The 23,789-nt window shown below is 75.4% G+C and carries 27 protein-coding genes and 2 pseudogenes; 21 read left to right on the forward strand and 8 right to left on the reverse strand.

The window, feature by feature from the left end; genetic code table 11:
* Positions 1 to 29: 29 nt before the first annotated feature.
* The 14 genes and pseudogenes from A3CO_RS40470 to A3CO_RS0122125 form a co-directional block, all read left to right on the forward strand.
* Positions 30 to 209 (forward strand): annotated as a pseudogene (locus tag A3CO_RS40470) (DUF3072 domain-containing protein); the annotation flags it as partial.
* A 36-nt stretch (positions 210 to 245) separates the two neighbouring features.
* Positions 246 to 401 (forward strand): annotated as a pseudogene (locus A3CO_RS40475) (DUF3072 domain-containing protein); the annotation flags it as partial.
* A gap of 7 nt (positions 402 to 408) precedes the next feature.
* Complete coding sequence (locus tag A3CO_RS33785; RefSeq protein WP_018334424.1) at positions 409 to 1,158, forward strand: pyrimidine reductase family protein; 750 nt, start codon at positions 409 to 411, stop codon at positions 1,156 to 1,158.
* A gap of 118 nt (positions 1,159 to 1,276) precedes the next feature.
* On the forward strand, positions 1,277 to 1,762 hold the full coding sequence (locus A3CO_RS0122075; protein WP_018334425.1) for an Asp23/Gls24 family envelope stress response protein: 486 nt from the start codon (positions 1,277 to 1,279) through the stop codon (positions 1,760 to 1,762).
* Positions 1,759 to 2,211, forward strand: coding sequence for a hypothetical protein (locus A3CO_RS0122080; RefSeq protein WP_018334426.1), 453 nt, complete (start codon positions 1,759 to 1,761; stop codon positions 2,209 to 2,211). The genes A3CO_RS0122075 and A3CO_RS0122080 overlap by 4 nt, the downstream gene beginning before the upstream one ends.
* A gap of 7 nt (positions 2,212 to 2,218) precedes the next feature.
* Positions 2,219 to 2,551, forward strand: a complete 333-nt coding sequence (locus A3CO_RS0122085) for a hypothetical protein (RefSeq protein WP_018334427.1) — start codon at positions 2,219 to 2,221, stop codon at positions 2,549 to 2,551.
* A 26-nt stretch (positions 2,552 to 2,577) separates the two neighbouring features.
* A complete protein-coding gene (locus A3CO_RS0122090; RefSeq protein ID WP_018334428.1) occupies positions 2,578 to 2,757 on the forward strand; it encodes a hypothetical protein in 180 nt (59 codons plus the stop codon).
* Positions 2,754 to 3,182: an Asp23/Gls24 family envelope stress response protein gene (locus A3CO_RS33790; protein WP_018334429.1), complete on the forward strand. Its 429-nt coding sequence runs from the start codon at positions 2,754 to 2,756 to the stop codon at positions 3,180 to 3,182. Before A3CO_RS0122090 ends, A3CO_RS33790 begins: the two co-directional genes overlap by 4 nt.
* Complete coding sequence (locus A3CO_RS37645) at positions 3,182 to 3,715, forward strand: DUF6286 domain-containing protein (RefSeq protein ID WP_026204864.1); 534 nt, start codon at positions 3,182 to 3,184, stop codon at positions 3,713 to 3,715. Before A3CO_RS33790 ends, A3CO_RS37645 begins: the two co-directional genes overlap by 1 nt.
* Positions 3,712 to 4,314 (forward strand): alkaline shock response membrane anchor protein AmaP, encoded by a 603-nt coding sequence (locus A3CO_RS0122105; RefSeq protein ID WP_018334431.1) that lies wholly within the window; start codon positions 3,712 to 3,714, stop codon positions 4,312 to 4,314. Before A3CO_RS37645 ends, A3CO_RS0122105 begins: the two co-directional genes overlap by 4 nt.
* 28 nt (positions 4,315 to 4,342) lie before the next feature.
* Positions 4,343 to 5,410, forward strand: a complete 1,068-nt coding sequence (locus tag A3CO_RS0122110) for an ATP-dependent DNA ligase (protein ID WP_018334432.1) — start codon at positions 4,343 to 4,345, stop codon at positions 5,408 to 5,410.
* A 125-nt stretch (positions 5,411 to 5,535) separates the two neighbouring features.
* Positions 5,536 to 7,101, forward strand: a complete 1,566-nt coding sequence (locus A3CO_RS0122115) for an alpha/beta hydrolase (protein ID WP_018334433.1) — start codon at positions 5,536 to 5,538, stop codon at positions 7,099 to 7,101.
* 130 nt (positions 7,102 to 7,231) lie between these two features.
* The gene (locus A3CO_RS0122120) at positions 7,232 to 8,224 is read left to right on the forward strand and encodes an SDR family NAD(P)-dependent oxidoreductase (protein WP_018334434.1); all 993 of its coding nucleotides are present in this window, start codon (positions 7,232 to 7,234) and stop codon (positions 8,222 to 8,224) included.
* Between the two features lie 258 nt (positions 8,225 to 8,482).
* Entirely contained in the window at positions 8,483 to 8,872 is a 390-nt protein-coding gene (locus A3CO_RS0122125; protein ID WP_018334435.1) for a hypothetical protein, read from the forward strand.
* Positions 8,873 to 8,930: 58 nt separating this feature from the next.
* Here A3CO_RS0122125 and A3CO_RS0122130 read toward each other — a convergent pair whose 3' ends face one another.
* Entirely contained in the window at positions 8,931 to 9,881 is a 951-nt protein-coding gene (locus A3CO_RS0122130; protein ID WP_026204866.1) for an alcohol dehydrogenase catalytic domain-containing protein, read from the reverse strand.
* Positions 9,882 to 9,972: 91 nt separating this feature from the next.
* Between A3CO_RS0122130 and A3CO_RS0122135 the strand changes: the two genes are divergently transcribed.
* Complete coding sequence (locus A3CO_RS0122135) at positions 9,973 to 10,200, forward strand: hypothetical protein (RefSeq protein ID WP_157647786.1); 228 nt, start codon at positions 9,973 to 9,975, stop codon at positions 10,198 to 10,200.
* Positions 10,201 to 10,225: 25 nt separating this feature from the next.
* Positions 10,226 to 10,951 (forward strand): TetR/AcrR family transcriptional regulator, encoded by a 726-nt coding sequence (locus tag A3CO_RS38785; protein ID WP_018334438.1) that lies wholly within the window; start codon positions 10,226 to 10,228, stop codon positions 10,949 to 10,951.
* Between the two features lie 31 nt (positions 10,952 to 10,982).
* Here A3CO_RS38785 and A3CO_RS0122145 read toward each other — a convergent pair whose 3' ends face one another.
* Together A3CO_RS0122145 and A3CO_RS0122150 are read right to left on the reverse strand one after the other, a co-directional pair.
* The gene (locus A3CO_RS0122145; RefSeq protein WP_018334439.1) at positions 10,983 to 11,837 is read right to left on the reverse strand and encodes a DUF2127 domain-containing protein; all 855 of its coding nucleotides are present in this window, start codon (positions 11,835 to 11,837) and stop codon (positions 10,983 to 10,985) included.
* Positions 11,838 to 11,865: 28 nt separating this feature from the next.
* Entirely contained in the window at positions 11,866 to 12,210 is a 345-nt protein-coding gene (locus A3CO_RS0122150; protein ID WP_018334440.1) for a bifunctional 3-phenylpropionate/cinnamic acid dioxygenase ferredoxin subunit, read from the reverse strand.
* 233 nt (positions 12,211 to 12,443) lie between these two features.
* Between A3CO_RS0122150 and A3CO_RS0122155 the strand changes: the two genes are divergently transcribed.
* A complete protein-coding gene (locus tag A3CO_RS0122155; protein WP_018334441.1) occupies positions 12,444 to 13,877 on the forward strand; it encodes an MFS transporter in 1,434 nt (477 codons plus the stop codon).
* 13 nt (positions 13,878 to 13,890) lie between these two features.
* Here A3CO_RS0122155 and A3CO_RS0122160 read toward each other — a convergent pair whose 3' ends face one another.
* The gene (locus A3CO_RS0122160) at positions 13,891 to 15,075 is read right to left on the reverse strand and encodes an NAD(P)/FAD-dependent oxidoreductase (protein WP_018334442.1); all 1,185 of its coding nucleotides are present in this window, start codon (positions 15,073 to 15,075) and stop codon (positions 13,891 to 13,893) included.
* A gap of 357 nt (positions 15,076 to 15,432) precedes the next feature.
* Here A3CO_RS0122160 and A3CO_RS0122165 point away from each other — a divergent pair, with 357 nt between their 5' ends.
* From A3CO_RS0122165 to A3CO_RS0122175, 3 genes are all read left to right on the forward strand, one after another.
* Positions 15,433 to 16,551: an aromatic ring-hydroxylating oxygenase subunit alpha gene (locus tag A3CO_RS0122165; protein WP_211214541.1), complete on the forward strand. Its 1,119-nt coding sequence runs from the start codon at positions 15,433 to 15,435 to the stop codon at positions 16,549 to 16,551.
* A gap of 64 nt (positions 16,552 to 16,615) precedes the next feature.
* A complete protein-coding gene (locus A3CO_RS0122170; protein WP_018334444.1) occupies positions 16,616 to 16,804 on the forward strand; it encodes a hypothetical protein in 189 nt (62 codons plus the stop codon).
* A gap of 10 nt (positions 16,805 to 16,814) precedes the next feature.
* Positions 16,815 to 17,612: an IclR family transcriptional regulator gene (locus A3CO_RS0122175; RefSeq protein ID WP_018334445.1), complete on the forward strand. Its 798-nt coding sequence runs from the start codon at positions 16,815 to 16,817 to the stop codon at positions 17,610 to 17,612.
* Positions 17,613 to 17,650: 38 nt separating this feature from the next.
* Here the strand turns inward: A3CO_RS0122175 and purU are convergent, their stop codons facing one another.
* Positions 17,651 to 18,499: a formyltetrahydrofolate deformylase gene (gene purU, locus A3CO_RS0122180; RefSeq protein WP_018334446.1), complete on the reverse strand. Its 849-nt coding sequence runs from the start codon at positions 18,497 to 18,499 to the stop codon at positions 17,651 to 17,653.
* Between the two features lie 10 nt (positions 18,500 to 18,509).
* A complete protein-coding gene (locus tag A3CO_RS0122185) occupies positions 18,510 to 19,883 on the reverse strand; it encodes an L-serine ammonia-lyase (RefSeq protein WP_018334447.1) in 1,374 nt (457 codons plus the stop codon).
* Positions 19,884 to 19,981: 98 nt separating this feature from the next.
* On the opposite strand from A3CO_RS0122185, the gene A3CO_RS0122190 reads away from it, so the two are divergent.
* Complete coding sequence (locus A3CO_RS0122190) at positions 19,982 to 20,650, forward strand: GntR family transcriptional regulator (RefSeq protein WP_018334448.1); 669 nt, start codon at positions 19,982 to 19,984, stop codon at positions 20,648 to 20,650.
* Here A3CO_RS0122190 and A3CO_RS0122195 read toward each other — a convergent pair.
* A complete protein-coding gene (locus tag A3CO_RS0122195) occupies positions 20,643 to 21,251 on the reverse strand; it encodes a cyclodeaminase/cyclohydrolase family protein (RefSeq protein ID WP_018334449.1) in 609 nt (202 codons plus the stop codon). The two genes, A3CO_RS0122190 and A3CO_RS0122195, sit on opposite strands and share 8 nt — an antisense overlap.
* Before the next feature lie 29 nt (positions 21,252 to 21,280).
* On the reverse strand, positions 21,281 to 23,764 hold the full coding sequence (locus A3CO_RS0122200; protein WP_018334450.1) for a GcvT family protein: 2,484 nt from the start codon (positions 23,762 to 23,764) through the stop codon (positions 21,281 to 21,283).
* Between the last annotated feature and the right edge of the window lie 25 nt (positions 23,765 to 23,789).

Genomic DNA, 23,789 nt, shown 5'->3' on the forward strand with positions numbered 1-23,789 from the left:
CGGGCGTCACACCTCCGGATCCGCACGAGGTGAAGCAGCAGGGCGAGGGGTCCGTCGCGGAGAAGGACCCGGCGAACTGGGTCACCGGCGACGAGCCGATGACCGGTCCGCAGGCCAGCTACCTCGAGACGCTGGCGCAGCAGGCGGGCGAGGAGCCGCCCACCGACCTGACGAAGGCGCAGGCATCCGACGAGATCGAGCGGCTGCAGGGCTCGGCCGACTCGGACCGCCAGGAACGGCCCACCGACCAGTGGGTCACCGGGGACGAGCCGATGACGGGCCCGCAGGCCAGCTACCTGGAGACGCTCGCCCAGCGGGCCGGGGAGGAGCCGCCGGCGGACCTGACGAAGTCGCAGGCGTCCCGCGCGATCGACGACCTGCAGCAGCGCACGCAGCAGTGAGGCGGCCGTGAGGCACGTGTGGCCGCCGGGCGGTCCGGCCGGGGAACTCGACCGGACCGCCCTCGCGGACCTCTACACCCACCCCGCGCCTGCCGACCGGCCGTTCGTCCGGGTCAACTTCGTCGCCAGCGCCGACGGCGCGGTGAGTGTCGACGGGCGCTCCACCGGTCTGGCCGCACCGGGTGACCGGACGGTCTTCGGGGTGCTCCGGGAGCTGGCCGACGTGATCGTGGCCGGGTCGGGCACGGTCCGCGCCGAGAACTACCGGGGGGCGCGGACGTCGGCGCCCGCACGGGCCCGGCGGCGGGCGCGCGGCCAGGCCGCGGTGCCCCCGGTCGCCGTGGTGACGGCCGCGCCGCGCCTCGATCCGGGGGCCGCGTTGTTCACCGACACCGCCGTCCCCCCGCTCGTCGTCACCACCACCGGGGCGGCGCCCGAGGCGCGCCGGCGCTACGGCGCGGTCGCCGAGGTCCTCGACGCGGGCGACCTCTCCCCCGCCGCCGTCCTCGACGCCCTCGCCGCCCGAGGGTGCCGCCGGGTGCTCTGCGAGGGCGGACCGGCCCTCGTCGGGTCCTTCGCGGGCGCCGGGCTGGTCGACGAGCTGTGTCTGTCGCTCGCCCCCCAACTGGTGGGCTCCGGACCCGGCCGCATCCTGGCCGGTCCGGAGCTCCCGGTGCCGCTGCCGCTGCACCTCGTCTCCGCCCTGGCGCACGACGACGGACTGTTGCTGCGGTACGCCGTTCGTCCGTTCGAGTGACAATCCGTGACGGTCTTCCGTCGCAGGGTGTCGGACGGGTAGTCGGCCCCGCACAGCGGTCGCAGCCGACGGCGGTGCACGACCGCCCCCCGAACCCCTGCGCAGAGGAGCGCCCCTCATGACGACCCCTTCCGACTCGGCCACGACCACGCCGGCCGCGCCGCGGACCGGTGGCGCCAACCCCGCCCGTCTCGCCGACGACTCGGGCCAGGGCAAGACCACGATCGCCTCCGGCGTGGTGCAGAAGATCGCCGGCATCGCGGCCCGCGAGGTCTCCGGCGTCTACTCGATGGGCGGCGGCGTCTCCCGCGCCTTCGGGGCGATCCGCGAGCGCATCCCCGGCGGCACCGGCACCTCGCAGGCGGCGGGCGTACAGGTCGAGGTCGGCGAGAAGCAGGCCGCGATCGATCTCGACATCGTCGTCGAGTACGGCGCCGGGATCGTCGAGCTCGCCCGCGCGGTGCGACGCAACGTCATCGGCGCCGTCGAACAGATGACCGGCCTCGAGGTCATCGAGGTCAACATCGCCGTCAACGACATCCACATGCCCGGCGACGACAACGACGCCGAGCCCGCGCCGGCCCCGACCTCGCGGGTCGAGTGAGCGGCCCCGCCGGGCGGGGCCCGGCCGTCGGAGCGGGCGCGGTGCCACCATCGGGCCCGCAGCTCGGCACGGCCGCGGCGGCGGGCGTGCGGGCCGTGTCCCCGGGCTCGCCCGACGCCCCGGGCCTCGGCTCGCTCTCCGAGCGTGTCGCGGGGGCGCTCCTCGCCCACCCGGACGTCGTCCGCCTGTCCGGTGGGACGTTCGGCTCCGTGGCCACCTACCTGCCCGGCCGTCGGCTGGTCGGCGTCGCCCTCGGCGACGCGGACGAGCCGACCCGGATCAGCGTGGTGCTGCGCCTCGGTGCCCGGGTCCGGCCGACCGTCGAGGCGCTGCGCGCCCTCGTCGCGGCCGAGACCGGCGCCCGTCGGGTCGACGTCGTCGTCACCGACCTCGCCGACCCGACCGACCCGGCGGAGGCCGCCGCGGCCACCGGGCGCGCGCGGTCGTGAGCACCCCGTGAGCGCCGCCCCGACCCCGGCCGGCGAGTTCCGGGCCTTCGCCCGTCGGCACCACCCCGACGTCGGCGGCGACCCGGAGACCTTCCGCCGGGGTCTGGCGGCGTTCCGCGCCGGTCGCTCCCCGTTCGAGGCCGTCCCGGACGGGGACGGCGGGCACGACCCGGCCGGCACCGACGCCGCGCCGCGGTGGCGGATCGCCGACGACGACCCGCGGCTCGACGCCCCGATCGTCGCGGTCTCCGGCCACGTCGTCCCCCGCACCCTGCGGGCCGGCCGTCGCTGGCTGGGCCGCGCCCCGCTCAACCCGGTCCGTATCCGCCGGGTCGTCTGAACCCCCACGCAACCGGAAGGTCCCCCATGAGCGCCACCACGGCCGGCCTGTTCGTCGGCCTCCTGCTCGGCGTCGCGGCCGCCGCCGGCGGTCTCGTCGGTTTCTTCATCGCCCTCGTCCTCGGCATCCTGGGTCTCGTCGTCGGCCGCGTGCTCGACGGCGAGCTCGACATCACGCAGTTCACCGGCCGCGGTCGCGACCGATGAGCACCCCGTCCTCGGACGCCACCACCCCGGTGCCGGTCGTCGCGTCGCCGCCCGTCGACGCCGCCGACGAGGTCGGCGAGCGCGGGCGGCTCGACATCGCGTTCGGCGTGGTGCGTCGCATCGCGGAGCACGCGGCGGACTCCACCGAGGGCACGGTGCGCACCGAGCGCCGGGTCGCCGGGCTGGGGTTCGGCGAGGCCGGGTCCTCGGCCAAGGTGTCCGGGTACGGCGGCCAGGTCGACCTGCGGCTCGAGGTGCCACTGGCCTACCCCGCGCCGATCGCGCTCACCGTCGAGGCCGTCCGCGGCAACGTCCGGGACCGCATCCAGACCCTCACCGGGTACGCGGTGCGCTCGCTCGACGTCACCGTCTCCGCCCTCTCGATCCCCTCCGGCCCACCGGCCCCGACCTCCCGGGTGCAGTGATGCGTGTCGTCCTGCGGCTGCTCTCGCCGCTGCTCGGTCTGCTCGTCGCCGCGATCGGGGTGGTGACCGCCCTCGAGGTGATCGTCGCCTGGGTCGCGCCCGCGTCGTCGCCGCTCGTCGTCCCGTGGCCGACCTGGCAGGCCACGGTCGCCGGCCTGACCTGGTCGTCGGGCACCGTGCGCGGCGTCGCGATCGGCGTCGGCGTGGTCGGCCTGCTCGTGCTCCTGGTCGGCCTGGTGGCCCGCCGGCACGACGTCGCGCTCACCGAGCCGGTCCCCGAGGTCACCGTCACCACCTCCCCGCGCTCGCTCGCCCGGGCCGTCGGGCACGAGGTCCGGTCCCACGCCGACGTCGTGTCGGCGTCCGTGGTGGCCTCGCAGAAGAAGGTGGTCGTGAAGGCGGGCACGCTCGACCCGCCCGACGAGGTCCGCACGGCGCTGCGCGAGCGTGTCGACGAGGTCCTCGGCCGCCTCCCGCTCGCCCGCCGCCCGCGGGTCTCCGTCTCCGTCGCCGCCACCAAGGGGGTCAAGTGAGCCGTCGCTCCCGGGCCGCCGTCGCCCGCTCCGCCGCGGGCGACCGCACGCTCGTCGTCCTCTCGGGCCTCGTCCTGCTCGCACTCGGGGTGCTGGTCGTCCTGCTCGGCGCCGGCGTGTTCGGGTCCAACCGCGCCCAGCGCCCGCTGTTCGACCCCGTCCTCACGGGTTGGGTGGCCCGGAACGTCGACCTGACCCGCTGGATCGCGATCGCCGCGGGGGTCGTGCTGCTCGTCGTCGGGCTGGTCTGGGCGGTCCGGTCGCTGCGCCCCGAGCCGCGCCCGGACGTGGTGCTCTCCGAGACCCCCGGCGAGCGCCTCACCGTCGACCACTCCGCCGTCGCCGACGCCGTCCGGCACGACGCCGAGGCCATCGACGGCGTCAGCCGCGCGCGCGTCCGCATGGTCGGCACCGAGCGCCGGCCGGCGCTGCGGATGTCGCTGTGGCTCGTCGAGGGCACCGACGTGCGCGACGTCTGGGCCGACATCGACGGCCGGGTCCTCGCCCGGGCGCGCCAGGCCTTCTCGGTGGACGCCCTGCCCACGGCGGTCCGCCTCGAGCTCGACGCGACGGCCTCGCACAGCCCGCGCGTGCAGTAGGACGGGACGGGAGGGGGAGACTGTCGCGGTGGACCTGCCCGTGATGCCCCCGGTGCTGCCGATGCTGGCCAAGCCCGTGACGTCGATCCCGGACGGCCAGTGCTTCGAGCCGAAGTGGGACGGCTTCCGGGCCGTGGTGTTCCGCGACGGCGACGAGGTGGAGATCGGCAGCCGCAACACCAAGCCGATGACGCGGTACTTCCCGGAGGTGGTCGAGGCCCTCCGGGAGCACCTGCCCCCGCGCTGCGTGGTCGACGGCGAGATCATCGTCGCCACCCCCGACGGGCACGGTCTGGACTTCGAGGCACTCCAGCAGCGCATCCACCCCGCCGTCTCCCGGGTCACCCTGCTCGCCGAGCAGACCCCCGCGTCGTTCGTGGCGTTCGACCTGCTCGCGCTCGACGACGAGGACCTGACCCGGCGCCCGTTCGCCGAGCGCCGCGCCCGCCTCGTCGAGGCGGTGGACGACCGGGCCTCGGTGCACGTCACGCCGATGACCACCGACCACGACGAGGCGCAGGACTGGTTCGTCCGCTTCGAGGGGGCGGGGCTGGACGGGCTCATCGCGAAGAAGCCGGACCTGACCTACCAGCCCGACAAACGCGTCATGAGCAAGATCAAGCACGTGCGGACCGCCGACTGCGTGGTCGCGGGCTACCGGGTGCACAAGTCCGGGCCGGACGCGCTCGGGTCGCTGCTGCTCGGGCTCCACACCGCCGACGGCACCCTCGCGAGCGTGGGCGTGGTCGGTGCCTTCACCATGGCCCGCCGTCGGGAGCTCATGGCGGAGCTGGCGCCGCTGGTGACGACCTTCGACGACCACCCGTGGAACTGGGCCGCGCACGAGCAGGGCGAGCGCACCCCGCGCAAGAACGAGACCAGCCGGTGGAACGCGGGCAAGGACCTGTCGTTCGTGCCGCTGCGGCCCGAGCGGGTCGTCGAGGTGCGCTACGACTACCTCGAGGGCGACCGCTTCCGGCACACCACGCAGTTCGTGCGCTGGCGCCCGGACCGCGACCCGTCGTCGTGCACCTACGACCAGCTGGACCGCCCGACCAGCTTCGACCTCGCCGACATCCTGCCGCCGACCCGGTAGGGCGCTCCCGGGGCCTGCTCCCGGGCCCTCACCGCGGGGCGACCGGACGCCGGGCATCATGGGCGCGCGCCCGTCCCCGCCCGTCGAGAGGTCCCGCCATCCGTCGTCCCAGGTGGTTGCTCCTCGTGCTGCTCGCGGTGGTCCTCGCCGGGTGTGCCGTCGGCCCGAGCCGTCGCCCGCCGGTCGCCACCGTGAACAGCGACGAGCCCGCCGCCCCGCCCTCGGGGACCTCCGCCCCGCCGTCCCCGCCGCCGTCCCTGCTGCCCCCGCTGATCGCGTCCAGCCCGCAGCTCGACTTCACCGAGTGCACCGCCGGGCAGCTCACCCGGCTGGGGGGCGCCGCGGCGTTCGGGGGGCGCGACCTGCGGCTGGGGTGCGCGTCGGTGCCGGTGGGGGGTGCCTTCGCGAGCGGCTCGGGGACCAGCGCCGCCGAGGTCGACGTCGTCCGCGTGACCCTCGGCCCGGCGCCCGGCGTCCCCACGGTCCCGATCGCCGTGCTCGGGGACCCGGGGCGGCGGACCGGGGTCGAGCAGGCCGTGCGACTGGCCGCGCGGGCCCCCGTCGACCTGCTCGACGGGCGCACGCTCTACGGCGTGGACGTCCGGGGCGCGTCCGCCGGCGGCGTCGACTGCATCACCCCCGGCACCCGGGCCGCCCTCGCCGACACCGACCCGGCCGCCGCCGACCCCACCGCGCTCGCCCCCCTGGCGGCGGCCGCGGCGACGGCGGCCCGGACGTGCTCGCAGCTGCTGGAGGACTCCCTCACCGAGTACGACACCGCGACCGACGCCGACGACCTCGACCAGGTCCGCCGCGCCCTGGGCGCGGTGCGGCTGCACGCCGTCGGCCTCGGCGGTGGCGCCGCCACCCTCGCCCGGTGGGCCCAGAACCACCCCGAGCAGCAGGGGCGGCTCGTCCTCGACGCGCTGCCCGACCCGACCGCCCCGGTCGGCCTCACCGCCGATCAGCGGGCCGCCGCCGCCCGTCAGGCCCTCGACGCGTTCGCCCAGAACTGCGCGGCGACCGGCTGCCCCCTCGGCGCCGACGCGCGGGGGGCCGTCGCCGACCTCGTCGCCCGGCTGCGGACGGCCCCGCTCCCGGCCTCGCCGACCGCGACCGGGGCGGTCCCCGGACGGCGGGTGACCGCGGGGACCGTGGTCAGCGTGCTCGTGCCCGCCCTGGCCGACCCCGACCGGTGGCCCGCGCTCGCCACCGCCCTCGCCGCGGCGCGGTCCGGGGACCCCGCGGGGGTCCTCGCCCTCGCCGCGCGGACCGAGGACGACGGCGGGTTCGACCTCGGGCTGGTCTCCACCTGCAACGAGGAGGCGGAGCGGCCGACGGTGGACCAGGTGGCCCAGGCCGCGGGCCGGGAACGCGCCGTCGACCCGGTGTTCGGCGGCTGGTTCGCGCAGCGGGCGCTGGTGTGCTCGTCGTGGCCGGTGCCCACGGACGTCCCGGCCCCGCTCGCCGGGACCGCGGTGCCCACCCTCCTGCTCGGCACCTCGGCCGACCCTGTCGTCCCGCTCACGGAGAGCCAGCGCGTGGCGGCCGGGATGCAGGGCTCCGCGCTCGTGTCGTGGCTCGGCGCCGGGCACGGGGCGTACCCGGCCACGCCGTGCATCAGCGGGATCGTGGACGACTACCTGCTCCGCCAGGACGTGCCGCGCGAGGAGACCGTCTGTCCACCGTGAGACGGAGCGCAGCGGAGCTCGAACCAGGAGCACCGTGAGACGGAGCGCGGCGGAGCTCGGACGACGGGCACCGTGAGCCGATGATCACGGTCCTGCGTGCGTGCTCCCCGCGCCCGTAGGATCCTGTCCCGTGCCGCTCCCGCGACTCCCGCGCCTGGTCGACGCCGCGCTCGACCGCCTCGTCGTCCCCGGCTACTCGAGGCTGGGCTACCTCGCCCGCTCCGCGAGCTGGCCCGCGCTCGCCCCGGACGCCCTCCAGGGCCGCACCGTCGCGGTGACCGGCGCGAGCTCGGGGCTCGGGACCGCCACCGCGGCGGGCCTCGCCGGGCTGGGCGCCGCGGTGGAGCTCGTCGTGCGCGACCGCGCCCGCGGGGAGGCCACCCGCGACGCCATCCTCGCGACGCACCCGCAGGCGCGGATCACGGTCGCCCGCTGCGACCTGTCCGACCTGGCGGACGTCCGCCGCTACGCCCTCGACGCCCGCGACCGCCTGCTCGCCCTGCACGGCCTGGTCCACAACGCCGGGGTGCTGCCCGCCGAGCGCACCGAGACCCGGCAGGGCCACGAGCTCTGCCTCGCCACCCACGTGCTCGCTCCGTTCCTCCTCACGCGCGAGCTGCTGCCGCTGCTGCGGGCCGGATCGCCGCCGGACCGGCCGGGCCTCCCGGCCCGCGTCGTGCTCGTCTCCTCGGGCGGGATGTACACCGCCTCGCTGCGCACCGACGACCCGGAGTACACCGAGGGCCGCTACTCCGGCGGCGCCGCGTACGCGCGCACCAAGCGCATGCAGGTGGTCCTCGCCGAGCTCCTCGCCGACGACCTGGCCCCGGCGGGCGTGGTGGTCCACAGCATGCATCCCGGCTGGGCCGACACCCCGGGGGTCGCGGACTCGCTGCCCGGCTTCCACCGGCTCACCGGTCCCCTGTTGCGCTCGCCCGAGCAGGGCGCCGACACCGCGGTGTGGCTCCAGGCGGCCACCGAGCCGGGCCACTGCAGCGGACTGTTCTGGCACGACCGCGCGCCCCGCCCGACGCACTACCTCTTCGGGGAGGAGAGCGCCGCGCAGCGGGCCGCGCTGTGGACGTTGTGCGTGGACGCGACCCACGACGCCGAGGCCCACTGAGCGCGGCCCGAGGGCTCGCTGAGGGTCCGTTCACCCGATCCGGCGTCGGGCGTTAACGCGGGCCCTCCGCCCGACGATGCGCCGGTCGAGGGCACCGCGACCGCGCGGTGCCGCCGACGCCATCGGGGGCGGGGCATGAGTCAGGGCACGGGACACCAGACCGGACCGGGGTCGGAGGAGCGCGACGGTGCCATGCGGCCCGACCGTCGCCCGCCGCAAGCCGGGCCCCCCCACGCGCCCCACCCGACGATGCCCCCGATGACGCCGCCGCCGATGACGCCGCCGACGATGCCGCCCGGGATGCCCCGGCAGGCTCCCCCGGGACACGGCTACGGCGCCTACCCGCCGGCCACCGGTGGCTGGGCCCCCATCGTCGAGGACGCGGACGACCCGAGCACCCCCGGCAACCCGGCCGCGGCGACGTCCGTGGCGCTCGGGGTGCTGGCCCTGCTCGTCTCCCTGCGCCCGCTGGCGTTCGGCAGCATGGCCCTGGGCTGGGACGGCTTCGTCGGGATCGCGCTGGCCCTCGGCGGCCTCGTCGCCGGCGCGGTCGGCCTGCGCACCGCGCTCCGGCGTCCCGTGGCGGGGCTGGGCATGGCGCTCGCCGTCGTCGCGCTCCTCGTGATCGCGGTGCTCCCGACCGTCTGACGCCCCGGACCGTCGGTGAGAGGCCGTCGGTCAGGAGCCGTCGGTCAGGAGCCGTCGGTCAGAAGGTGATGACCAGGCGCCCGCGGACCCCACCCGCCTCGAGCCGCCGGTGGGTCTCCGCCGCGCGCTCGGCCGGCACCGTCCCGGCCACCCGCAGCGTCACCGCGCCGGATTCCACCTGCTCGCGCAGCCGGTCGAGGGCGGCGCGGTTCCGGGCGTAGTCGCGGACCCGCACCGGGTGCCACGTGATGCCCCGGCCGCTGCCGCCCTCGGGTCCGGCGTAGCCGCGCACGGTGGCGATCCGGCCGCCGTCGACCAGGGCCGGCACCAGCTCATCGGTCTGCACGGACCCGTCGGCGACGCCGTCCACCCCGCCCCCGACGGCCTCCCGGATCCGGTCCGCGACGCCGTCTCCACGCGGGACCACCACGTCCGCGCCGAGGCGGCGGACCAGGTCCTCGTCCGCCGCGGCCGCGTCGGCCACCACGCGCAGCCCGTCGGCCTTCGCGAGCTGCACGACGTAGCCGCCGAAGGCACCCGCCGCGCCCGTCACGGCGAGCGTGGCGCCCGCGGGCAGGGCGAGCAGGTCCAGGGCGAGCCGGGCGGTGAGCCCGTTCATGGGCAGCGTCGCGGCCTCGGCGTCGGTGACCCCCGCCGGCGCGAGCGCCACCGAATCGACCGGGAGCGCGATCCGGGAGGAGTAGCCGCCGTGGGACCCCGACGGCACGACGATGCCCATGACCCGGTCGCCGACCGCGAGCCCGGCGTCGTCGGTGTCCGGGCCCAGCGCGACGACGGTCCCGGCCACGTCCATGCCCGGCACGTAGGGCGGCGGGTCGTGCCGCAGCGCCTCGGCCCGGGCGCCGTTGCGGGTGAACGTGTCGGTGGGGCTGACGGCGGCGGCCACGACCTCGACGACCACCTCGCCGGGTCCCGGCTCCGGGTCCGGCAGCTCGACGACGTGCAGGGCCTCGGGCCCGCCGAACTCCGTCACTCCCACGGCTCGCATGCGCCCGGTGTTCCCCGGACGGGCGGACGGCCACGCCCGTTGTGATGACGGCGCTGGGCCGGGCCGCCGGCCGGTGGCACCGTCGTCCGACATGTCATCCGGCATGTCGTCCGCCCGGTCCTCCGACGTCGACCCGTTCCGGCCCACGCCCATCTTCGACGAGGTCGGCCGGTGGGCCCGGGACGCGACGGCGGGGACCTCGATGCTGACCTTCAGCCCGGCGGGCCCCGGGACGCCGGGCACCGCACGGACCGTCCTCGCGCTGCTCGCGGCCGCCCGGGAGGAGCGCGCGTCGCGCCACGCCCTCCGGCGACCATGATCGTCCGGGACCGTACGATATCGACGTGACGCCGTCCGAGCCCGCGACGTCGGTCCCCGAACTCCCCGTCCCGGTGTCGGCCTGGGCCGACCTCGACGTCGGGGAGCGGACCCGTCGCACCCGCCGCCGGCTCCTGCTGGCCGCCGCCACGGTCTTCGACGCGCAGGGCTACCGCGGTGCCGCCCTCAGCGACATCCTCGCCGTCGCCGGGTTGACCAAGGGCGCGCTGTACTTCCACTTCCGGTCCAAGCACGCGCTCGCCGAGGCGCTGCTGGCCGAGGTGTGCGACTCGTGGCTGCTCATGACCGAGGAGATCGCCCGGCGGGGGACCGACCCGATGTGGCGGCTGCTGCTCGAGACCGACGCCTACGTCGCCCGCTGGATGCACGACCCGCTCGTGCGCGGCATCAGCCGCGCGATCTCCGAACCAGACCTGCGGGAGCACCGCACGACGTGGATGGCGACCTGGGAGTCCTCCACGGCCGAGCTGCTGGCGCAGGCCGAGACGGCCGGGCTCCTGGCCCCCGGCGTCGACCCCGTGCGCGCCGCGCGGGCGATCGTCGCGGTCGCCGTCGGGAACTACGGCCTCGCCGACGGCCCGGACGACCTGTGGACGCGGATGACCGAGTCGTGGGAGGGCCTGGTCCCGATCATGACCACGCCGGAGTGGGCGCGCAGCTGGGCCGCGTCGGACTGGCGACGACGGCCGCGTCCCGACGCCGAGCGCTACCGGTCGGCCCGCGAGCCCTGACCGCGGGGCGACGCGGGCCGGCCGCGGGTGGTCAGCGCGGGGCGGTGCGCGCGAGGGCGTCCCAGCCCTGGTCCTCGGCGCGGGCCGCCTCCTCGGCGGCCGCCCCGCCGCGCAGTCCGAAGAGCCGCTTCGCGAAGAGCAGGTATACGACCACCGCGATGTTGATGACGAGTGCGATGACCTTCGTCGGGGTCACCCGCCCGGTCAGTTCGTAGATCTCGGGGACGAGCAGCACCGACGTCGCGACGAGCGTGAGGTACTCCGCCCACCGCTTGCCCCACCACAGCCCGAGGGCCTCGACGCCCTCGAGCAGCGCGTAGGCCGCGAGGACGAGGCCCACGAGCACGATGGTCCGGTCCTGCGCCGTGAACGCGTTGCGCAGCTCGCCGACGAACCCGTCCTGCAGGCCCTCGCCGAACCCGATGGTGTTCAGGGTCCCCAGCACCGCGAAGAACGGGGTGCGCAGCGCCGCGCGGTCGGCGAGGAACACGAACACCCCCACCGCCGCGAGGCCGAGCCCCAGGAAGTGCAGGAGGCGGTCGATCGCGATGAGCCGCAGGACGAAGCGGTCGCGCAGCGCGCGGCCGCGCAGCGGGAGGTCGACCTCGTCGCGGGTGGGGAGCCGGTCGCGGCTCGGTGCGGCGGGAGGCGGCAGCGGCACCCACGAGTCGCAGCGCAGGCAGCGGTGCCAGCGGCAGTCCTCGCCCTCCCGGACCACCTGCTCGACCTCGAATCCGGGGTCGGGCGAGTCGAGGACGGCGGCGTCCGTCCCGAGCAGCTCGTGGCCCCGCAGGCCGCAGGTGATGAGTTCGTAGTGGAACCGCGGCCGGAAGCGGGCGGGTGGGACCGTGCCCGGTGGCCGGGGTACCGCGACCTTCGTCGTCACCCTGCGATCGTAGGGCCGCGGGGCCGGTTCAGACGGCCGGCGCCATCTCCATGACCCCGGCGGTGGGCACGGCCACGGTCTCGACGACCCAGACCTGCCCGTCGGTCACGCTCACCGCGTGCGTGCGCACCGGCTTCTTCGCCGGCGGCCCGTCGGGGCGCCCGGTGCGCAGGTCGAAGCAGGCGGCGTGCAACGGGCACTCCACCGCGCACCCCTCGAGGAACCCGTCGGAGAGCGACGCGTCCTGATGGGTGCAGGTGTCGTCGATGGCGAACAGCTCGCCCTCGACGTGGAAGACCGCGATCGCGACCGTCCCCTCCACCCGGACCGACTCGCCGTCGGGGATGTCCGCGAGCTCACCCACGTAGATCATGTCTGCTCCTGTTGCGTATTACGCGCTCAGTCCTGCGATCCGCAACACAAGCGTGACGATCCCGGGAAGCGCCGTCAAGGGCGACGGGGGACGATTTCGCGTCCTTCTGTTGCCATTGGATGACACGGCTGGTACTCGACTGATATGTCAATACGTCGCCCATGGCAGCGTCATCCGGATGACACACTGCGGGCACGCCCGCGTCCGTCCCGTACTCGTCGGGGGAAAACCGCATGGTCGACCAGCCGCACCTCTGGCGGCGCGCCGGGGCACCGCCGGCCGTCGAGGGCGAGTACGTGCTGCGCCGGGCCGCGGCCGCCGCGGCCGTCGGCAACGTCGCGGAGTGGTACGACTTCGGGCTCTACTCCTACCTGGCCGGCACGGTGCTCTCGCGCGTCTTCTTCCCCGACGCCGGCCCGTGGGCCACCGTCTACACCCTCGGGGCCTTCGCCGCGGCGTTCGTGATGCGCCCCCTCGGCGGCCTCGTCTTCGGGCCGCTCGGCGACCGCGTGGGGCGCACGAGGGTCCTCTCCGCCACCGTCGTGCTCATGGCGGCCGCCACGCTCCTGCTCGGCCTCGTGCCGGGGCACGGCACGATCGGCGTCGCCGCGCCCGTGCTGGTCCTGGTCGTCCGCATGCTGCAGGGCTTCTCGGCGGGCGGGGAGTACACCGGCGCGCTGACGCTCATCGCCGAGTACTCGCCCGACCGGCGACGGGGCTTCTTCGGCAGCTGGCTGGAGTTCGGGACGTTGACGGGATACACCCTCGGCGCCGGGGCCAGCGCGCTGGTCATCGCCCTGCTGCCCGACGACGCGCTGCTCGCGTGGGGATGGCGGCTCCCGTTCATGCTGGCGCTCCCGCTCGGCGTGACGGGCATCTACCTGCGGCTGCGCCTGGAGGACACCCCCGCGTTCCGCCAGCTCATGGACCGCTCCCCCGCGGTCTCGCGGATGCCGCTGCGTCGCGCGCTGCGGATCGTGCTCGTGCGCTACCGCCGGAGCGTGCTCGTCGCCGGCGGCCTGGTCGTCGCCTGGAACGTCGCGAACTACGTGATGACGAGCTACGTGCCCACCTACCTCACCAGCACGCTCGTGGAGTACGGCGAGGCCGGCAGCGGGACGGCCGCGGCCACGGGCCTGCAGGTCGCGGTGATGCTGGGCATGCTGGCGGTGATCACCTCCGTCGGGCGCCTGAGCGACCGCGTGGGCCGCCGGCCGGTCCTGCTCACCGGCGGCATCGCGCTCGTCGTCACCGGACTGCCCTCGGTGTGGCTGCTCCGCCAGGGGCCGGTCGGCCAGGTCGGCGGGCTCGCGCTGATGGGCGCATGCCTCGTGTGCTTCGCCGCGGTGGCGCCCTCGACGCTGCCCGCGGTGTTCCCCACGCTGGTGCGCTACGGCGGCCTCGCCCTCACCTTCAACGTCGCCGTGTCGGTCTTCGCCGGCACCTCGCCCACCGCGATCGCCGCCCTCACCACGGCGACCGGGTACCTCGACTGGGCCGGGTGGTTCCTGGTGGCGGCCGGGGTCGTCGGGATCGTCAGCGTGGCGTTCCTCCCCGAGAGCGCCGGCCGGCCGCTCGCGGGGGCCCGGCCGCTCGCCTCGAGCGCGGACCTCCCGCCGCCGGAGCGCTCCCCCGACGGCGTCTTCCTCGAGCACCCCCGGGACTGACCGGGGACCCGCCTCAGCGGACGGCGGCGCGGGGCAGCTCGGTGCGGCGGAGCCGGCCGAAGCCGCGGGGGTCACCCATCGCGAACAGCCCCGTCGTCGTGCCGTCGCCCCCGCGGTACCGGGCGACGAAGCGCCGGTCGTCGACGTCGCCGGAGAGGACCTCGACCGTGTCCGCGGGGTCAGGGTGCCCGGCGAGCTGGAGCATCCGGCCGTACTGGTCCGACCAGACGTAGCCCGTCGGCGCGACGGTGCGCACCGTGGTGCCCGCGAGCAGGTTCGTCGCGGCGACCGCGGCCTGCTCCCCCGCGCTGGTCCAGTGCTCGTGCCGGTACGACGACGGGCCGCGCGACCAGCGGGCGACGTCCCCGACGGCGACGACGGTGGGGACGTCGGTGACCATGCCGTCGTCGGTGCACGCGCCGTTCTCGACCTTCACCCCCGAGCCCTGCAGCCAGGCCGTGGTGGGCGCGATGCCGACGCCGACGACCACCACGTCCGCGGCGACCTCCCGGCCGTCGCGCAGCCGCACCCCGGTGACCCGCTCCCCCGCCGCCGTCGTCGCGGTGGCGAACCCGGCGACGACCGCCCCGGTGTGCAGGATGGTGCCGTGCTCGGCGTGGAGGGCCACGCAGGGGCGCGCCACCGTCTCCCCGAGGACCGGGGAGAGCGGCGTGGTCAGCCCGTCGAGCACGGTGACGTCGAGCCCCAGGCCCCGGCACGTCGAGGCGACCTCCGCCCCGATGAACCCGCCGCCCACGACGACGACCCGGACGCCCGGGACGAGCTCCGCGCGCAGGCCGCGGGCGTCGTCCAGCGTCCGCAGGACGTGCACGCCCGCGACGCCCTCGGTGCCGGGCAGCCGCCGGGCGGACCCGCCGGTGGCGACGACGACGCCGTCGGCGTCCACCTCCGCGCCGTCCGCCAGCCGGATCCGCCCGGCGGCGCTGTCCAGGGCGACGGCCCGGGCGCCGGGGCGCAGGTCGAGCGACAGGTCGGCGAGGTCGTCGTCGTCCAGGAGGGCGAGCTCGGCCTCGTCGGCCCGGCCAGCCAGGTAGGCCTTGGACAGCGGCGGCCGGTCGTAGGGGGCGTGGGGCTCGTCGCCGAGCAGGACGAGCCTGCCGTCGAACCCGGCCCGCCGCAGGGCCTCCGCCGAGCGGACCCCCGCGACGGAGGCCCCCACGATCGCGATCGTCTTCATGCGCGCTCCTACGTACGCGGGAGAGACGCCACGGCGCGAACGCGCGGCCGCGGCACCGGGGAGAGGACCGACGTTGCGTCCTACGCGCACGTGATCCTTCATGCGCAACACAGACGGTGGAAGACGCGGACGGCGTTGTCAAGGACCGACCGCCGGGCGGACATCACGCCCGGAGGGCGAGCAGGCCCTTGACAGGGCTCCCCGGCACCCGGGACGGTGTCGTTGCGCGATGAGCAGAGTCGTTCCGGATCGCGCAACTCAGCCGCCGAGGTTCCGACATCCCGGAATCCTCCCGCTCGCCCGGCCGACCCCCGTCGAGGAGCACGCACGATGACCACTGGTGAGTTCGTCGGCTCGATGGCCGACACCCAGCTCCCCGCGAGCCTCCGGGCGACGCTGCCCGGGCGGTACTACACCGACCCGACGATCTTCGCCGCCGAACAGGCGCTCGTCCTCGAGAGCGGCTGGTTCTGCGCCGTCCTCGCCGCGGACATCCCGGCCGCGGGCGACTTCGAGACGGTGCAGGTGGGGCGCGAGAGCGTGATCGTGGCGCGGGGCCGCACCGGCGCCGTGCACGCGTACCTCAACGTGTGCCGCCACCGCGGCGCCCGGCTGTGCACCGAGGAGAAGGGGTCGGTGCGGCGGTCCTTCCAGTGCCCGTACCACGCGTGGACCTACGGTCTCGACGGCACGCTGATCGCGGCCCCGAACATCGCCTCGATGCCCGACATCGACCGCCGTGAGTACGGGCTGAACCGCGTCGCGGTGCAGGAGTGGCTCGGCTACGTCTGGGTCTGCCTCGCCGACGAGCCGCCGTCGTTCGACGAGACCGTGGTCGCGGACGTGACGACCCGGCTGGGCTCCCCCGACGCGATCGTCGGGTACGACGTCGCCGGCCTGAAGCTCGGGCGGCGCATCACCTACGACGTCGCGGCGAACTGGAAGCAGATCGTCGAGAACTTCATGGAGTGCTACCACTGCGGCACGATCCACCCCGAGCTCACCGAGGTGCTCCCGGAGTTCGCCGACGGCCTCGCCGCGCAGTACTTCGTCGGGCACGGTGCGGCGTTCGGCGAGGACGTCGCGGGCTTCACCGTCGACGGGTCGGCCGGCCACGAACGGATCCCGGGCGTGGCCGCGGAGCAGGACCGGCGCTACTACGCGATCACGGTGCGCCCGCAGGTGTTCGTCAACCTGGTGCCCGACCACGTGGTCTTCCACCGCATGTTCCCGCTGACCGCCGCGCGGACGCTCGTGGTGTGCGACTGGCTCTACCTCCCCGAGGTCGTCGACTCCGGCGCCGACCTCGACCGCTCCGTGGAGCTCTTCCACCGGGTCAACCAGCAGGACTTCGACGCCTGCGAGCGGTGCCAGGTCTCGATGGACTCGCGCTCCTACGCCCGCGGCGGGGTGCTGGTGCCCAGCGAGCACCACATCGGGGAGTTCCACGACTGGGTCCGCGAGCGCGTCGGCTGACGCCGCGCTGCCACCCACCCGGCCCGACCCACCCCGCCGCCCCCGCCACCGGACGAGACGAGCCATGACTGCCGACCCGGACCCCGCCTCCCGCCCGCTCGACACCGAGCCCCTCGCCGACGCCTTCGCGGTGGCCGACCAGCTCGCCGTCCACGGCCACGACTGCGTGTGCCCCCGGTGCGCGGGGCGCCTGCCGTTCCTGCTGCGCGACCTCGCGCGCGCGCTCGACACGGCCGACGACGGCGACCGGTAGCCTCCGGCCGATGTCGGAGTCGCGCGACGTCGCGCCGGACCGGGGCGGCAAGGTCGGCGCGGTCCAGTCGGTCGACCGGGCGATGGCCATCCTCGAGATCATCGCGGAGCGGGGCGAGGCCGGGATCTCCGACATCGCCGCGGCGCTCGACGTCCACAAGTCGACGGCCTCGCGCCTGGTCGCGGCGCTGGAGCACCGGTCCCTGGTCGAGCAGCACGGCGAGCGCGGGAAGTACGCGCTGAGCTTCGGCCTCATCCGGCTCGCGGCCGCCACGACGGCGCGGCTCGACGTCGCCCGCCTCGGGCAGCCCGTCTGCCGGCGCCTCGCCGACTCGCTCGGGGAGACGGTGAACATCGCCGTCAGCGACGGGGAGGCCGGGATCACCGTCGCCCAGGAGAGCGGGACCGCGTCCGTCGTCAGCGAGAACTGGGTCGGCCGGCGGACCCCGCTGCACGCGAGCTCGGCCGGCAAGGTCCTGCTCGCCTGGATGGAGACCGAGGACCGGCGCCGCGTCCTGCGCCGCCCCCTGCAGCGCTTCACCGAGGAGACGATCGTGACGCCGGGGGCGCTGCGCCTCGAGCTCGCCCGCGTGTTCGACGAGGGCTTCGCGCGCTCCTTCGAGGAGCTCGAGGTGGGCATGCACGCCGTCGCGGTGCCGGTGTTCTCGGCCGACGGCACCGTCGGGTCGTCCCTGTCCGTCACGGGCCCGGCCTACCGGTTGCCGCGACGGCGGGCCCGGGCCGTCGTCGGCGAGCTCAGGGAGGGCGCGGCGGAGATCGCCGCGAAGCTCGGCCACCACACGTCCTGACGACGGCTCCCGCGCCGACCCGCCGTCGGGAACTCCGGTCAGCGCAGGACGACCGTGCTGTGGCCGTCGAGCAGCACCCGGTGCTGGCAGTGCCAGCGCACCGCGCGCGAGAGCGCGAGCGCCTCGGCGTCTCGGCCGACCATCTGGAGGGCGTGCGGGTCGTAGGAGTGGTCGATCCGGATGACCTCCTGCTCGATGATGGGGCCCTCGTCGAGGTCGGCGGTGACGTAGTGGGCGGTGGCCCCGACGAGCTTGACGCCGCGGTCGTAGGCCTGGTGGTAGGGCTTGGCGCCCTTGAAGCCCGGCAGGAACGAGTGGTGGATGTTGATCACCCGGCCGCGCAGCGCCGTGCACGTCGCGTCGGAGAGGATCTGCATGTAGCGGGCGAGCACCACCAGGTCCGCGTCCAGCGTCTCGACCAGGGCGAGGAGCTCCGCCTCGGCGTCGGCCTTGCCCGCGGGCGTCACCGGCAGGTGGACGAAGGGCAGCCCGGCGGCCTCGGCCATCGACCGCAGGTCCTCGTGGTTGGACACGACCCCCACGAGCTCGGCGTCCAGCCCGCCGGTGCGCCACCGGTAGATGAGGTCGTTCAGGCAGTGGCCGAGCTTCGAGACCATCACGAGGACCCGCACCGCGCGGGCCGGGTGGAACGTGTGCTCCATGTCGAAGGTGGCGGCGACCGCGTCGAAGCCCGCCGCCACCTCGTCGACCGTCATGCCGTCCGGCACGGCGATCGCGGTCCGCATGAAGAGCCGTCGGCGCACCGGGTCGTCGAACTGCTGGTGCTCCACGATGTCGCACCCGCGCGCGGCGAGGTGGGCAGCGACCGCGTGGACGATGCCGCTGCGGTTCGGGCAGGTCAGGGTGAGGGTCAGCGTGTCGGTCATGATCGTCTCCTCAGCACTCCACGACGGTGAGAGCCAGACCCCCGCGGGCCGTCTCCTTGTACTTGACCGACATGTCGGCCCCGGTCCGGCGCATCGTCGCGATGGCCTGGTCGAGCGAGATGTGGTGCGCGCCGTCGCCGCGCACGGCCATCCGCGCCGCGGTGATGGCCTTCGCCGAGGCGACCGCGTTGCGCTCGATGCAGGGGACCTGCACGAGTCCGCCCACCGGATCGCAGGTGAGCCCGAGGTTGTGCTCGATCCCGATCTCGGCGGCGTTCTCCACCTGCTCGGGTGTGCCCCCGAGGAGCTCGGCGAGCCCGGCGGCCGCCATCGAGCAGGCGGACCCGACCTCCCCCTGGCACCCGACCTCCGCCCCGGAGATCGAGGCGTTGCGCTTGAACAGCATCCCGACGGCCCCGGCCGTGAGCAGGAACCGGACGACGTGGTCGTCGGAGAAGGCGGGCAGCACCTGCGCGGCGTGGTGCAGCACCGCGGGGACGATCCCGGCGGCCCCGTTGGTCGGGGCGGTGACGACGCGGCCCCCGGCGGCGTTCTCCTCGTTGACCGCGAGCGCCCACAGCGCGACGTGGTCGCCGGGCTGGGTGTCGAGCCCGGCCGCGGCGTCCGCCTCGAGGCGACGGCGCATGGCCGCGGCGCGACGCCGGACCCGCAGGCCCCCGGGCAGCACCCCCTCCGCGGACGTCCCCCGCTCGACGCACTCGCGCATCACCGCCCAGCGGTGGAGCAGGCCGGCGCGGGTCTCGGTCTCGCTCCGCCACGCCGCCTCGTTCGTGAGGACCACGTCGCTGACGCGCAGGCCGGTCGCCCGTGCGCGGGCGACGAGTTCGTCGCCGGAGGCGAACGGGTGGGCGACGGGGACGTCCGCCCCGGGCAGCACGGGTCGGCCGGTCTCGTCCTCGTCGAGGACGAACCCGCCGCCGACCGAGTAGTACTCGCGGCGCTCGACGACGGCCTCGTGCGCGTCGCAGGCGGTGAACACCATCCCGTTGCTGTGGAACGGCAGGGTCGCCGTGCGGTGGAGCACGACGTCGGTGTCGACGTCGAAGGCGACGGGGTGCTTGCCGGCCAGCAGGAGCGACCGCTCGGCCCGCACCGCCGCGACGGCCGGACCGGTGGTCGCCGGGTCCACCAGGTGGGGCTGCTCCCCCAGCAGGCCGAGCACGACGGCGGGCACGCTGCCGTGCCCGTGCCCGGTGGCGCCCAGCGAGCCGAACAGCTCGCAGCGCAGTCCGTCGACCCGCTCCAGCAGCCCGGACTCCCGCAGCCGCGTGGCGAACCGGAACGCGGCCCGCATGGGACCCACCGTGTGCGAGGAGGACGGACCGATCCCGACCTTGAAGAGGTCGAACACCGAGAGGCTCATCGGGGATCTCCTGACCGGCCGGGCGCTTCGTACGTCACTAATATATGAGTCGTCGGCGTGATTGTGAAGACTGCGCGCAACCCCGGTACGATCAGCGGGTGACCGTTCTCCCGGAGGCGCCGAGCGCCCGTGGCCCGCTGTCGCTGTCCGAGCGGGCCTACGCGGCCGTCCAGGACAAACTGATCATGTTGGACATCCCGCCGATGTCTCCGATCGACGAGGTCGGCCTGGTCGCCGAGCTCGGCGTCGGGCGCACCCCGGTGCGGGAGGCGCTGAAGCGCCTCGAGGTCGACCGCCTCGTCGTCTCCTACGCCCGGCGCGGCACCTTCGCCACCGCCGTCGACATCACCGACCTGGCCTACATCTCCGAGATCCGCGTCCAGCTCGAGCCGCTGGCGGCCCGCCGCGCCGCGGACGGGACCGGGGCGGAGACCCGGGCCGAGCTGCGCGAGCTCGCCGATGCCACCGAGGGGCTCGACGTGCCGTCGCTGACGCGGGACGAGCTGATGCGCTGGGACCTCCGCGTGCACCGCTCGATCTACCGGGCGGCCGGCAACCCGCACCTCGAGGACACCCTCGTGCGCTACGACAACCTCGCCACCCGCATCTTCTGCCTGTTCCTCGACCGCATGCCGGACTTCGTCTCCCACGTCGAGGAGCACGCGGGCCTCCTGCGCACGATCGCCGACGGGGACGCCGACGGCGCGGCCCGCCGGGCCCGCCAGCACGTCCAGGGCTTCGAGAAGGCGGTCCGCGCGGTCATCTGAGCAGCTGCTCGCGCACCGCGGCCGTCACCTTGGCGGCCCGCAGGACGAGGTCGTCGACGTGGTCGACGGCCTGGAGCAGTTCCTCCCGGACCACGGGCTCGACGAGGCCGGCGAGGGCCACCTCGACGTTCACACGGGCCGTCCCCGCGGCCGCGCGCAGCGTCTCGGCGGCGGCCGCGACGTCGGGGAGGACCGCGCGGTCCCCCAGCGGCCGCAGCGTCTCGGCGAGCGTGAGGGCCTGCTCGGTCACCTCGAGCACCCGGACCGCGGTGCGGCCGGCCCCCGCGAGCGCCTCCGTCCGTCGGGCCTCCGCCTGCTCGTCGTCCGGCGCGGGCCGCCGGGCGTCGAGGACCGCCGCGGACACGTAGGCGTCCTGCCCCGCGAGGTCGAGGGCGAGCTCCCGGAGCTCGTCGGCCCGCGCCCGCGCCTTCCCGATGACGTCGGCGTGGGCGGCGGACCGCCCGCCGTCGCCGTGGCGCGCCACCGCCGCGACCAGCGCCGCGCCCTGGGCGGCGTGGAGCGCGGCGCCGGCGCCCCCGCCGGGCGCGGGGGTGCGCGACGCCAGGTGCGCCAGGTATCCCTCGAGGGTCTCGGTACGCACGGATCGGCCTCCTGGGACGGGAGCCCGGCTCAACGCCGGATGCGGGTCATCTCCGGGTCGACCAGCGGTTCCGCCGCGACCGTGGCCCGGACGGGCGACCCGAAGTACTGGATGTCGACCGGGTCGCCGGGCGCGAGGCCCGTCGGCAGCCAGGCGTAGGCGATCGGCCGCCCCACCGTGTGCCCGAACGCGGCGGACGTCACGTACCCGGCGGGACGCCCGTCGACCAGCACCGGCTCGTGCCCGAGCACGACACTGCGCCCGTCGTCGACGGTGAGGCAGGTCAGCCGCCGGGTCACCGTGTCGGCGCTGCGCCCGGCCAGGGCGTCCCGCCCGACGAAGTCGCCCTTGGTGGACGGACGGACCGCGAAGCCGACGCCGGCCTCGTACGGGTCGTGCTCGGTGGTCATGTCGGTGCCCCAGGCGCGGTAGCCCTTCTCCAGGCGCAGGCTGTTGAACGCGGCCCGCCCGGCGGCGACGACCCCCAGCGGCTGCCCGGCGCGCCACAGCGCGTCCCAGAGCCGCTGCCCGTACTCCGCGCCGGTGTAGATCTCCCAACCGAGCTCGCCGACGTAGGACAACCGCATCGCGACGACCGGCACCCCCGCGATCACCGCCCGGGTGGCGCGGAAGTACTTCAGGCCCTCGTGGGAGAGATCCGCCGGGGTGAGGGGCTGCACGAGGTCGCGGGCGAGCGGACCCCAGACGCCGATGCAGCACGTCCCGCCGGTGACGTCGCGGACCCGGACGCCCGGATGGCCGGCCGCGACGCGTCGCAGGTGGTCGACGTCGAGCGGGCCGTTGGCGCCGACCTGGAACTCCTCGTCGCCGAGCCGCGCGACGGTCAGGTCGCTGCGGATCCCGCCGGCCTCGTCGAGGGCGAGGGTGTAGGTCACGGACCCGACCGACTTGTCCATCTTCCCGGTGGTGATGCCGTCGAGCATCGTGACGGCACCCGGGCCGCTGACCTCGATCCGGGTCAGCGGCGTCATGTCGTACATCGCCACCGCGGTGCGCGTCCGCCACGCCTCCGCCGCCGCGATCGGCGAGTGGAAACGCGCGGCCCAGGGGTCGCGCTGCGGGGGCGCCCACTCGGCCGGGAGCTCCGCGACGAGGCCGGCGTTGGCCTCGTACCAGTGGGGGCGCTCCCAGCCGTGGGACTGCAGGAACACCGCGCCCAGCTCCTTCTGCCGGGCGTGGAACGGGCTGACCCGCACGTCGCGCGGCGAGAGCCGCGGCTGGAGCGGGTGCACGATGTCGTAGATCTCGACGAAGTTCTGCTGCGCGGTCTCGGAGACGAACTCGTCGGTCGTCTCGAACTCCTCGAACCGGTGCACCGAGCAGCCGTGCAGGTCGGTCTCGCTGCGCCCGTCGACGAGCAGCTGGGCCACACTGCGCGCGACGCCCGCGGAGTGGGTGACCCACACCGCCTCGGCGATCCAGAAGCCGGCGACGTCGGGCGACTCCCCGATCAGCGGTCCGCCGTCGGGGGTGAAGGAGAAGATGCCGTTGAAGCCGTGGTCGACCTTCGACTCGCGCAGCGAGGGCAGCAGCGTCCGGCTGTGCTCCCACTGCGGCGCGAAGTCCTCCTCGGTGAAGGGCAGCATCGACGGCTGGCGGGACTCGGTGACGTCGTCGACGTCGGGCAGCTCGTCGAGGGAGACCGGCATGGGCCGGTGGGCGTACGAGCCGATGCCCAGCCGGTCGTCGTGCTCGCGGTAGTAGAGGTCCTGGTCCTGGTGGCGCAGGATCGGCAGCCGCGCCTCGATCGCGGCGTCGTTGCGCCCGACCAGCGCGGGCACCTGCCCCGTGAACACGTACTGGTGGGCGAGCGGCAGCAGCGGCACCCGCATGCCGACGAGCTCACCGAGGGCCCGGCCCCAGAACCCGCCGCAGGAGACGACGACGTCGGCCGGCACCTCGCCGGCGTCGGTCCGGACGCCGGTGACCCGTCCCGCGTGCTGCGAGATCCCGGTGACCCGGGTCGAGCCGCGGAACACCGCCCCGCGCGCCTGCGCCCGCCGCATGAGCGCGGTCACCGCCCGCGACGCCTTGGCCAGGCCGTCGGTCGGGGTGTGCAGGCCGCCGAGCACCGTGTCCGGGTCGAGCAGGGGGTGCAGCTCGAGGCAGCGCGCCGGGTCGACGACCTCGGCACCGACCCCCCACGACGTGGCCCAGCCCTGCTTGCGGTGCAGGTCCGCCAGCCGCTCCGGGGTCGTCGCGATCTCGAGGCCGCCGACCGGGTTGAAGCACCAGGCGCCGTCCCCCTGCCCCGGAGCACTGCCGAGCGCCGAGAACTTCTGCTTGGTGTAGGTGGCGAACTCGGTCATCGTCCTCGAGGCGTTCGTGGCGAAGACGAGGCCGGGGGCGTGGGAGGTCGACCCCCCGGCCAGGGGCAGCGGGCCCTGGTCGAGGACGGTCACGTCGGTCCAGCCGCGTGCGGTGAGCTCGTCGGCGAGGTTGGCGCCGACGATCCCGGCTCCGATGACGACGACGCGGGGGGTGGTGCTCATGGCGTCTCCACGGGTCCGTGCGGGT

The organism is Actinomycetospora chiangmaiensis DSM 45062, assembly GCF_000379625.1.
Classification (GTDB): Bacteria; Actinomycetota; Actinomycetes; order Mycobacteriales; family Pseudonocardiaceae; genus Actinomycetospora; species Actinomycetospora chiangmaiensis.

Bases quoted from the DNA above. Each gene is read 5' to 3' on its own strand.
- A3CO_RS0122075 (WP_018334425.1), top strand. From the start codon at position 1,277: ATGACGACCCCTTCCGACTCGGCCACGACCACGCCGGCCGCGCCGCGG.
- A3CO_RS0122090 (WP_018334428.1), top strand. From the start codon at position 2,578: ATGAGCGCCACCACGGCCGGCCTGTTCGTCGGCCTCCTGCTCGGCGTC.
- A3CO_RS33790 (WP_018334429.1), top strand. From the start codon at position 2,754: ATGAGCACCCCGTCCTCGGACGCCACCACCCCGGTGCCGGTCGTCGCG.
- A3CO_RS37645 (WP_026204864.1), top strand. From the start codon at position 3,182: ATGCGTGTCGTCCTGCGGCTGCTCTCGCCGCTGCTCGGTCTGCTCGTC.
- A3CO_RS0122125 (WP_018334435.1), top strand. From the start codon at position 8,483: ATGACGCCGCCGCCGATGACGCCGCCGACGATGCCGCCCGGGATGCCC.
- A3CO_RS0122130 (WP_026204866.1), bottom strand. From the start codon at position 9,881: ATGCGAGCCGTGGGAGTGACGGAGTTCGGCGGGCCCGAGGCCCTGCAC.
- A3CO_RS0122135 (WP_157647786.1), top strand. From the start codon at position 9,973: ATGTCATCCGGCATGTCGTCCGCCCGGTCCTCCGACGTCGACCCGTTC.
- A3CO_RS0122150 (WP_018334440.1), bottom strand. From the start codon at position 12,210: ATGATCTACGTGGGTGAGCTCGCGGACATCCCCGACGGCGAGTCGGTC.
- A3CO_RS0122155 (WP_018334441.1), top strand. From the start codon at position 12,444: ATGGTCGACCAGCCGCACCTCTGGCGGCGCGCCGGGGCACCGCCGGCC.
- A3CO_RS0122160 (WP_018334442.1), bottom strand. From the start codon at position 15,075: ATGAAGACGATCGCGATCGTGGGGGCCTCCGTCGCGGGGGTCCGCTCG.
- A3CO_RS0122165 (WP_211214541.1), top strand. From the start codon at position 15,433: ATGGCCGACACCCAGCTCCCCGCGAGCCTCCGGGCGACGCTGCCCGGG.
- A3CO_RS0122170 (WP_018334444.1), top strand. From the start codon at position 16,616: ATGACTGCCGACCCGGACCCCGCCTCCCGCCCGCTCGACACCGAGCCC.
- A3CO_RS0122175 (WP_018334445.1), top strand. From the start codon at position 16,815: ATGTCGGAGTCGCGCGACGTCGCGCCGGACCGGGGCGGCAAGGTCGGC.
- purU (WP_018334446.1), bottom strand. From the start codon at position 18,499: ATGACCGACACGCTGACCCTCACCCTGACCTGCCCGAACCGCAGCGGC.
- A3CO_RS0122185 (WP_018334447.1), bottom strand. From the start codon at position 19,883: ATGAGCCTCTCGGTGTTCGACCTCTTCAAGGTCGGGATCGGTCCGTCC.
- A3CO_RS0122200 (WP_018334450.1), bottom strand. From the start codon at position 23,764: ATGAGCACCACCCCCCGCGTCGTCGTCATCGGAGCCGGGATCGTCGGC.